The following is a 9,966-nucleotide window of genomic DNA, read 5'->3' as shown; positions in this document are numbered from 1 at the left end:
TCAACTAAATTTTAGAACCCGGGATCGTATGAGACTAATAAGTTTGCTTCAGAAAAAATCGAAGTTGTTTTATGTCCTGTTGCTATTGCTTGGACTCATTAATAGCATTTGGTCCATGGGGCTGCTGTTGCTGATCAACAACAGGATTGCCGGCACTTCCCTTCCGTTTGTACAGGGATATGACTGGCAGATATATGCGGTGCTGATCCTTGTATCGTTCTTTACTGCCAGGGCATTTCAATCCTACACGATCCGCCTTACCTATGAACTGGGTAATGACCTTGGATTATCTGTTTTTGAAAAACTGCGGTTTGCCGATTATGAAGAATATATAAAACTGGGAGAAGAAAAAGTACGCACCGCTACCGCGGATGTAACTACGCTGCAGCGTTTCCCGAATGTTTTTATAGAAGTGTTTAACGCCATGGTCATGGTGTCTATCGGGTTAGGTTACCTGTTTTACACCAATTGGCTGAGCGCCTTACTGATATTGGGTATACTCACTTCGCTGGCAGTTGTATACTTCATCAGGAATTTGTCTATCAGCCGTGATCTGAATACCGTACGTGATCTGGCCAATGTATACCAGCAAAACGTCAACGATTTTCTGCGTGGATTCAAAGATGTGAAAATGAGTATCACAAGAAGCGATAATATCTTCCATAAATATATTTCACAAAACAGGAACCGGGTAAAGGAGCTAACCATCAAAACCCTGATCAAATTTATGGGTAATGAGCTCATGGGAAGTTATTTGTGGTACCTGTTAATCGGCATTATCGTGTTCCTGTTGCCGGTGATCCTGCACATGACAAACGTGGTCAATAACCAGTTCGTAGTAACGCTGTTATACCTGATGGGACCAGTAGGAATTGTAGTAGCCCACATCAGTGAGTTTACGCAGATGCAGATTGCGGTGGACCGCCTGGAACAATTCCATGATAAGATCAATGCCTCCAGGGCTATCGCTATCGGGCATGGCGATCTGGCGGCCACCAGCGGAGTGTTCGAAGGCATACGTTTTGAAAATGTTACGTTTGAATATTATGATGAAAGAAGGGCAGAAACCTTCCGTTTAAAACCGCTTACCCTCGATATCAAGAAAGGAGAAAGCATTTTTATTACTGGTGGTAATGGCAGTGGTAAAAGTACTTTTGTGAACCTGCTCACAGGATTATATGTACCGCATAGCGGCACTATAGCATTGAACGACCGGGTGATAACGGAAAAAACCTATCCCGGTTATCGTAACCGAATTGCCGCCATTTTCACGGATAGCGGGCTTTTTAGCGAAAACTATAATGGTCTGGATCTGGAACCGGATAATGAACGGTTAATGTTCTGGCTCCGCAAAATGGAACTGGACAATATTGTCACTTTTGATAACGAAAAGAAATCTATCAAAGCCGATTTGTCGAAGGGGCAACAAAAGCGGTTGGCGCTGATCTATATCATGCTGGAGAACAAGGATGTAATTGTGCTTGATGAGTGGGCTGCAGAACAGGATCCCGTATTCAGGGCCTACTTCTACAAGAAAATTATTCCTGAATTAAAACAGATGGGTAAAACAGTTATCGTGGTAACACATGATGATACCTATTTTGATTGCGGGGAGCGATTGATAAAATTCGATTACGGCAATATTGTCAGTGATACGCTTGTAAATGCAGCCAGTGATCTGTACTATGCTAAATAAGAAAATAACGTCAAAAAAGTATTGGAGATGTTACAGAAAACCAAACTGATATGTATCCCGTATGCAGGCGGGAATAGTTACTCTTTCCGCGATCTGCAGCCTTTTTTGGGCCGGCATATGGATATTGTTACGCTGGAGTTGCCGGGCCGCGGCAAGAGAATTGCAGATCCGTTGTTGTCTGATATGCATGCGATGGCAGATGATCTTTACCAGCAGCTATTGCCGCATATAAGATCTCCCTACCTGGTGTATGGTCATTCTATGGGTGCCGTGCTCGGCAACCTCCTGATACACCGGCTGAAAAAGGAGGGGAAGGCGCTTCCTTTGCATTTCTTTGTTACCGGTTGCGCTGCGCCTGTTTTTAATGACCAACGCCGGCAGCTGCACCTTTTGCCTGACGACCAGCTGATAGCAGAACTGAAGAATATGGGTGGGATGCCCGACGCTTTGCTGGCAGACCTGGACATGATGGAATTTTTTCTACCGGTGATCCGGGAAGATATGAGGGCAGTGGAGGGTTATCAGTACCAGTCATTGGGCAGGTATAGCACCGGCATTACCGCTATCACCGGGGCTGCGGAAGAAATCGCTCCCAACCAGGTAGCGGGATGGGCGGAGGAAACAGATAAAGAGATCCGTATACTTCGTTATCCGGGAAATCATTTCTTTATTCTCCATCAATTTCAAAAAATAGCTATGCTCATCCGTGAGGCCGCGTTAACCCCGCAGCATAGCTGAAAATAATCCTTTTTATAAGATGTATACCATTATAGAAAACACTATTATGAGACCCAGTTCCCGGAAGTGCCCGACGAAACAATGGATGCTGCTGTTGGTGTTGCTGATTTTATCGGCCACCGTGAAAGCGCAAACCGGTAAAGTAACCGGCCAGATACGCGATGAAGCGCAACAACCCGTTGTTGCCGCCACCGTGCTGCTTAAAAAAGCGACAGATTCTTCCCTGGTGAAGGTAGCACTATCTGATACTACCGGCGGCTGGCAGCTGGATAACATCCCTTTCAGCCGTTATTTTATCACCGTTACCTATATAGGATACAAAGAATGGAATAGCCCGGTTTTTAATCTGGATCAGTCCCTGGCGCCGTTGGAAAACGCCATCCTGCAAACAGACGCCAATAACCTGAAAGGGGTGACGGTAGCGGCTAAAAAACCTTTTATAGAGCAACAGCTGGATCGTACCGTGGTAAACGTGGAATCATCTATTATGGCGGCGGGCGGCAGCGCGATGGAAGTAATGGAAAAACTGCCCGGTGTGTTAGTCGATAAAAATGGTAACATCTCCATAAAAGGTAAACAAGGGGTAAAGGTGATGATAGACGACAGGCCTGCCTATCTCTCCGGTGGTGAGCTGACCGCTTTCCTGCGGAATATGCCCGCTTCGCAGTTGGACCAGATAGAGATCATGTCTAACCCGCCGGCAAAATATGATGCCGCCGGCAATGGGGTTATTAATATCAAAAGAAAGAAACTGAAAACCGGTGGTTTCAACGGGAATATTGTTGTCACGGCCCTGCAGGGAAGATACCCCGGTACTGCGCAGAACCTCAATTTTAATTATAGCAATAAGCATATTAATTTCTATGGTAATGCAGGTTACAGCTACCGGAAGAGTTTTGAAGATTATTATATTATCCGCAACTTCCGTAACGGCGGCAAGGAAATTTCCAGTATTTACGATCAGCATACTTATACCAAAACAACCGGACAAAGTATCACCGGAAAACTGGGATTGGATTATTACGCGAGCGCTAAAACAACTGTAGGCGTTGCATTGGGTGGTTTTCATAATCCTTCAGAATCCTTTAGTACCAATAACACGTTATTGAAAACCGGTGAAGGCGTGATGACCACCAGGGTAGACGCGCCTGCCACCACAAAAGGTAAATGGGACAATATAGAAGCGAATGTTAGCCTGAAACATGTATTTAATGCCGCAGAGCATGAACTGCTGATCAATGCTGATTATTTATCTTACAACAGTACCAGCGAGCAGTATTTTGATAATCGCTATTATAAACCAGACAGCAGTGAAGCGGCGCCGCACAAGCTATTCCTGGCAGATCTGCCCGGGAAAATTAATATCTACAGTCTGAAAGCGGATTATACCCATCCGTTTTCTGAAAATACACGCCTGGAACTCGGTGCGAAAACCTCATTTGTAAATACCGATAATAATGCACAGTATTACGACGGTGTGAATAGTGGCTGGATAAAGAATGATACCCTGAGTAATCATTTTCTGTATAAAGAAAATATCAATGCAGCCTATGTGAATCTCCGCCATAAGCTTCATCATTGGGAGTTTCAGGCGGGCCTTCGTGCAGAACAAACCTGGCTGAAAGGAGAACAAAAAAGTAGCGGGCAAACATTTTCCCGCAGCTACCTGCAGTTTTTCCCCACTGCCTTCCTGGCCTATGACCTGGATAAGGAGAGTAAAGTGACGCTGACTTACGGACGCAGGATAGAAAGACCGGACTACCGCAGTATGAATCCATTCCGTTTTTACCTGGATCAGTATACCTATGATGAAGGAAATCCGTACCTGAACCCGCAATACAGCCATAACGTAGAGCTGAGCTACAGTATCTGGGAGGGTGCGTTAACCACCACGTTGGTGTATAACCGGACAACAGATATTATCCAGGAAGTAATACTGCAGGACGCCGTGCGGAATGAAACGTATCAGCGTCCGGAAAACCTGAACACCCGGAAAGTACTCGGCGCCAATATAAATGCCCAGCTACCGATCAACGATAACCTGACGACCATTATCTACGTCGATTATAATCATTATGATTATTCAGGTACGATCAACAACGAACCCTTTCAGCTGAAAGCAGGTGTTTTTACGGGCCAGCTGATGCAACAGGTGAAGCTGAAAGACGGCTGGGGCCTCCAGTTTATGGGTACCTGGTCTTCCCGGAGCATAGATGGTACCTTCCTGCAACAGCCTGTCGGCACACTGCACGCAGGCATACAAAAAGATATATTGGGCAAACAGGGTGCTCTCCGTTTGAGTGCCTCTGATATCTTCGGCTGGAACAGGTATAATGGGGTGAGCCGCTATCAGAACATTGATATTCATATCCGCGGACAATGGCAATCACAGGTATTGAAGCTGGCGTTCACCTATCGCTTTAATAAAAACGATAAGAAAGATGCAACGGATAAACGTGAGAGCGGTGCAACCGCAGAACAACAAAGGGTTAAAACAGAAAAAAAGTAAAATAATTTTTATCATGACCAAAGCAATAAAATTTTTAGTCGCCATTTTATTGGCATCGCTGAGCTGTGCTTCTTTTTTACAAGCGCAAACAGGTAAAGCGTCTCCGGGTAAAGAGGATGTGATACTCATGCTGAACGGAGAAGAAAAACATGGTAAGATTACCGAGATGCAGGCAAACACCATTAAATTTATCCATACCGGGGAAACACTTGTATATGACCTGAAAAAGTCAGACATCAACAAAATTACCTTCTCCAGCGGAAGGGTAGAGGTGATCAGCGCTCCCTCCGGTAACACAGGCAAGCAGCCTGTGGAAAGTGGTCGCCCCATTGAGCCCGGTTTAGTAGCTATCCTGCCGTTTAAATATATTTCCATAAATGAACCCTTGCAACAAGTCAATGAAAAAGGGGAGAAGTTACAGAATGATGCTTATGTGTACCTGAGCAAAAGAAACGGGCAGTATAAGTTCCAGGAACCTAACACCACCAATGCGCTGTTGTATAAAAAAGGTATCGACAACAACACGATTAAGGGATATACCTATGACGAACTTTGCGGGATATTAGGGGCTGAATTTGTATTACAGGGTACTTTATCCCGCAGTGTAAAAGAAAGTGTTAACTCTTCCAATTCCGGTACTACCCAATATGAGGGTAATAAAAAAAAGCATGATAATTCCAGTAGCACTACCGTTGAAAACCAGTATGAGAATGAAGTTACATTGGGGATTTTCAATCAACGGAATGAAAAGATATTTGCGAACCGGAGGACAGCTTTTTTAAGTGATGAGGGCTCGTATCATGATGCGCTGTTTTATATGCTGAAGAGGAGCCCGGTGTATAATAAGTAGGGGGGCACATGTGGCAGTTGGGCTAATAGGATTGGTGAAGACAACACTTATTTCCGGCAGGAAGAAGCTGTTGATGATCCCTGCTTTCCTGGCGATCATGCTGTTGCTTGTATTGTTTTTTGCCTTTCTTTCATATATTCAGTGAGCCTGAAAAATGTGATGCAGGTCACCTGATCTTCCCGGATCCTGTCGTTACTTTGTATAGCAAACAAATATTTCAAACATGTGGAACAATACAAAGTCAACAGCACTGCTGGGAATTGAGTATCCTATTTTACAGGGACCATTTGGCGGAAACCTGTCCTCTGTGGCATTGGTAGCAACAGTTTCTAATGCAGGCGGGTTGGGTGGTTACGGCGCTTACACCCATACGGCTCAGGAAATTGCAGCAACAGACAGGCAGATAAAAGCAGCTACCAGCAAACCATACAATCTTAATCTCTGGGTGTCGGATACCGATATTCCCGGGGGCAGCGGAACTGTTACCAGGGAACAATACGAACGAACTGCAAAATTGTTCAAGCCTTATTTTGATGAACTGGGCATTCCATTACCGGGAGAACCGCTCCCGTTCCATTCCAGGTTCGGAAACCAGTTGCAGGCGGTGCTGGACCTACGGCCAAAGGTATTCAGTTACCTGTTTGGTACGCTGTCGCAGGATGTTTTGGAGCAATGCCGCAGGCGGGGGATCGTCACTATCGGCGCCGCCACTACGCTTGATGAGGCGATAGTTCTGGAAGCATCGGGAACAGATATGATCGTCGCATCGGGCTTTGAAGCAGGAGGTCACCGGCCATCATTCCTGGATGCGGCAGAGTCGTCACAGCAGGAACTTTTGTTTTATTACAGCTGATCAGGGAAAAAGTGAAAATACCCGTTATTGCTGCCGGAGGTATCGCAACGGGAGCGGGTATTGCTGCTGCGTTGACTTTGGGGGCAGATGCGGTACAGATAGGGACCGCCTTTCTCGCCTGTGAAGAATCCAACCTGCTGCCCGTTCATCGCGAAATGTTGTTTTCTGACCGCGCAAAATATACTGCACTCACAAGCGCTTTTACCGGCCGGTTGGGAAGAGGGTTGTCTTCTCAAATGATAAAAGACCTGGAAGGAAAGGATGCACAGTTGCTGCCATTTCCGTTACAGTCGCAGTTGATGTCTTCCTTAAGGAAAGCAGCACTGGACAAGGAGAAATGGGATATGATATTGTTTTGGGGCGGACAAATTGCGCCGATATTAAAGCATAGGAAAGCCGGGGTGTTGATGCAGTTGTTGATAGAAGAGGTAGAGGCTATTGGTAATAGAAATTTAAAACAGGAATGAAGGCGGGAAGACTATGGAGGTGTATCTTAATACACGAAAGCCCTGGGGGAAATATGGCCTACTTGAATAGTTGGAGTCTTTGCAGCCTTATTTATTGTTACGCAGATAGAATGCGTATGGCGTGATTAGATTTGATTATCAATGAAAATTACACCTAAGTGTTATAGAAATTATCTGTCTGTAGATATATCTTGCAGCCAATTTCTGGAAAGAGTATGTAGCAATGTTGTGTTGTCATTGTTCGGGTGTAGCCATAATAGTTATTAATATATTTTTTACCTGGAAGAGTCACAATGGAAAATTAAGGACCCTGTATAAGTGAAGTACTATGAAATATTTATTGTTAATCCTTTTAAGTCGCGCTTCAAATAACATTTTCTGTAGGTTGTTATCGGTACCACTGGAGATGTCGCTAATGCCGGAAATAAAGCCTTCGTTATTCAGCAATCGGGTTTGAGCCATCCCGCAAATTCCTGTTAAGGCAGGTCGTCTGTATTGCTTTATTGCTAACTCATTTTCTGGAGTCAAGCCGGATAGATGAGGGATATAGACAAATGCAGGAACTGAAACGGGAAGCAATCATGTGCTATACCAGCGTTGTTACCTTTTTAATAATCACTTTGTGAAAATATCCCTTTATATTTTAGTTGTTACACTTTTTGCGGCGAAAACTGTCATAGGGCAGCGTTTGTCCATGGGAGAGCGCAATGTAAATGACACAGGATACTTTTATATTCACGGAGGCTGTAAACAACTAATAAGAATATCGGTAGCACTTTATGACAGGCCTGATTCTGCAGATGTTAAGGCAGTACGGGTTTGGGCGAGGAAAAAGCCCGTGGCATATATACCTCCGGCAAAGGTACCTTTCCTCACCATACATGGAAACGTAATGTATGATTATTATTACCAGTCAAATATCGATACCCCTTACACCGAGAAAGATATTTATCAGCATACGGTACAAACCAATTTAAGTATTACCGTTAGAAACAAGTACCCGCTTCGCTTTTCATTTAGCACCCAGGCAGGAAATTCGTCGTTGTTCAGAAATCTAACCGGGGCGAGACTATATTATACTAACCGTGATTTTAAACAACAACTGTTGGCGAATGCCAGAAACTGGGGCGCCCTGAAATTAAAACAGCAACATGAACTGGATACGCTCAGGGCCTACAAGCAAAGACTGGAGGAGAAAATAGCGGATTTGAGATCGTTGATGAATACACCTTCCTATATGCAACGGTTGATTGAGGCGAGGGAGATGATACTGAAACGGCAGAGGGATTCAATAGCAGGCAACATAACAGTTCCTGGGAGCGTGGATTCGTTATATAATGATCTTGTAGCGAAAACAGAAGCAGGCAAACAAACAATTGACTCCCTGCAGCGGATTTCAGATAAGGTGCAGCAACGATACCTGGTATTGACGCAGAAGCTGGACCGGCAGAAAGCCAATCTAATGGATGTACTGCAGCATAGCAGGAATAATAGGGAACTGTCTGACGCCCTGGATGGCATGAATCTGCCTGATAGTATTCTTCCCAAAGGTTTCCGGACCTTGCTGGCCATCCGTAGCTTTGGAATCGGCAGAACAATGGCTGATTATTCTGAATTAACGGCAAAGAATATAAGTATTACCGGCGTACAGGTGGAGTATAACCCTTCTTATTATCTGGCAGTGGCAAGCGGGGTAGTGGATTATCGGTTTCGCAATTTTATAGTTAAAGAAAACAGGTCACCGCAATATATAAACCTGGTACGGGCTGGTATAGGTATGAAAGAAGATAACCATGTTTTTCTTACCTATTACACAGGGAAAAAACAATTATATGGCGCTAATGCAATGCCGCAGGGACAGGAACCTGTAGATAACCATCTTATGGGCCTGGCATTGGAAGCACAATGGAGACTGGGGAAGAATACCTACCTGGTAGCAGAAGCGGCAAAATCATCGTCACCATATAATACAAGAAAAGTTCATGGCGAAACCAATTTTAATAGTATGCTCAATTTTACAGGGCATACAAATGAAGCCTATACCGCGTCTTTTAATACAGTGATCAGTAGCAGCAAAACCCGTTTGAGGAGTATGTATAAATTGATGGGAAGCGATTTTCAGTCTTTCAGTCTTTATACCACCGGTTCGCGGCAGACGGCGTGGAGCATCCAGGCGGAGCAGCCATTTTTCCGGCAACAGTTGTTGGTTACAGGCGCCATACAGAAAAACACCTTTGCTACTTTTTACCAGCCGTCTAACTATGAAAGCAACACGGTTTTTAAAAGTTTGCAGGTATCGCTGCGAATACCCCATTGGCCGGTAGTGAGTCTTGGCTATCAGCCATCTTCTCAACTGGTAAAATTGAATGATGACCATTTTACGGAGCAGCTTTTTAATATGCTCACAGGCACCGCCACCTATGCCTATAAGTACAGGGGGATTATGATGAACAGTATGTTGACTTATTCCCGGTTTTATAACAGGCAAACCGATACCGCCTTCGTTTATTTTAACAGCCGGAACATCATGGCCAGCCATACTGTTTTCCTGAAAAAATTCACATTGGGATCTCAGGCTTCTGCTGCAATTACAGAGGACTATGCCCTGTATGGATTGTCAGGAGATGTAAACTGGAGAGCATTGCCCTGGCTGGAGGCCGGTGGCTCATTAAAGTATAACGAACAAACGGTGTATCATATCCGTCAGTGGGGATATGGCCTTAATTCCAGGGTAAACATTCCTCACGTAGGGGAGATCCAGCTGCGTGGAGAGAAAATTTATTTGCCGGGTGCTGGCCGGCAGCTGGTGTCCAATAATACAGGAAGATTAACCTATACAAGGATATTTTAATT

General features: G+C 44.7%; 7 protein-coding genes. All 7 read left to right on the top strand.

Annotated features, from left to right (window positions below; genetic code table 11):
* The first annotated feature begins 28 nt into the window (after positions 1–28).
* The 7 genes from KE626_RS25180 (at position 29) to KE626_RS25155 (ending at position 9,964) form a co-directional block, all read left to right on the top strand.
* On the top strand, positions 29–1,696 hold the full coding sequence (locus KE626_RS25180; protein ID WP_211975782.1) for a cyclic peptide export ABC transporter: 1,668 nt from the start codon (positions 29–31) through the stop codon (positions 1,694–1,696).
* Between the two features lie 27 nt (positions 1,697–1,723).
* The gene (locus tag KE626_RS25175) at positions 1,724–2,434 is read left to right on the top strand and encodes a thioesterase II family protein (protein WP_211975781.1); all 711 of its coding nucleotides are present in this window, start codon (positions 1,724–1,726) and stop codon (positions 2,432–2,434) included.
* A 46-nt stretch (positions 2,435–2,480) separates the two neighbouring features.
* A complete protein-coding gene (locus tag KE626_RS25170) occupies positions 2,481–4,943 on the top strand; it encodes a TonB-dependent receptor domain-containing protein (protein ID WP_211975780.1) in 2,463 nt (820 codons plus the stop codon).
* Positions 4,944–4,956: 13 nt separating this feature from the next.
* Positions 4,957–5,793 (top strand): hypothetical protein, encoded by an 837-nt coding sequence (locus KE626_RS25165; RefSeq protein WP_211975779.1) that lies wholly within the window; start codon positions 4,957–4,959, stop codon positions 5,791–5,793.
* Between the two features lie 223 nt (positions 5,794–6,016).
* Positions 6,017–6,646: an NAD(P)H-dependent flavin oxidoreductase gene (locus KE626_RS34945; protein ID WP_283093176.1), complete on the top strand. Its 630-nt coding sequence runs from the start codon at positions 6,017–6,019 to the stop codon at positions 6,644–6,646.
* An 11-nt stretch (positions 6,647–6,657) separates the two neighbouring features.
* The gene (locus tag KE626_RS34940) at positions 6,658–7,113 is read left to right on the top strand and encodes a nitronate monooxygenase (protein ID WP_346344474.1); all 456 of its coding nucleotides are present in this window, start codon (positions 6,658–6,660) and stop codon (positions 7,111–7,113) included.
* Positions 7,114–7,735: 622 nt separating this feature from the next.
* Positions 7,736–9,964: a hypothetical protein gene (locus tag KE626_RS25155; protein ID WP_211975778.1), complete on the top strand. Its 2,229-nt coding sequence runs from the start codon at positions 7,736–7,738 to the stop codon at positions 9,962–9,964.
* Positions 9,965–9,966: the final 2 nt, after the last annotated feature.

It is taken from the genome of Chitinophaga hostae (assembly GCF_018224885.1).
Taxonomy (GTDB): domain Bacteria; phylum Bacteroidota; class Bacteroidia; order Chitinophagales; family Chitinophagaceae; genus Chitinophaga; species Chitinophaga hostae.
The sequence above is the reverse complement of the archived record's forward strand: the minus strand, read 5'-3'. Positions and strand labels throughout refer to the sequence as shown.